Source organism: Pantoea sp. AS142 (genome assembly GCF_037152305.1).
Classification (GTDB): Bacteria; Pseudomonadota; Gammaproteobacteria; order Enterobacterales; family Enterobacteriaceae; genus Pantoea.
In genome coordinates this window covers 1-301 of sequence record NZ_JBBCMO010000032.1, presented here as the reverse complement: position 1 = coordinate 301, position 301 = coordinate 1, and the positions used below count along the sequence as shown (strand labels likewise).

Genomic DNA, 301 nt, shown 5'->3' with positions numbered 1-301 from the left:
TTCGATGACGTCTTTCAGCGCCCGGCATTCCAGACTCAGGTCGGCAAACATCTGCTTCAGGCGGCGATTTTCGTCCTCCAGATCTTTCATCTTTTTGATATCAGAGGCTTCCATCCCACCAAATTTCGCTTTCCAGTTGTAATACGAGGCCTCGGATATTCCCGCTTCGCGACAAACATCTTTGACTGTGCGTCCAGCTTCGACGGACTTCAGAACGGCAATGATCTGGTGTTCGGTGAATCGGGCTTTGCGCATGGTGATCTCCTCCGGGGACATAGTCAGTATGTCGGAAGATCTCTAA

At 50.8% G+C, this 301-nt stretch carries 1 protein-coding gene; it reads right to left on the bottom strand.

Features of this window, described 5'->3' with window-relative positions; all coding sequences use genetic code 11:
- The coding region (locus tag WFO64_RS22415) for a transposase (protein WP_337014405.1) at positions 1-255 on the bottom strand (255 nt) is incomplete at its 3' end.
- Positions 256-301: the final 46 nt, after the last annotated feature.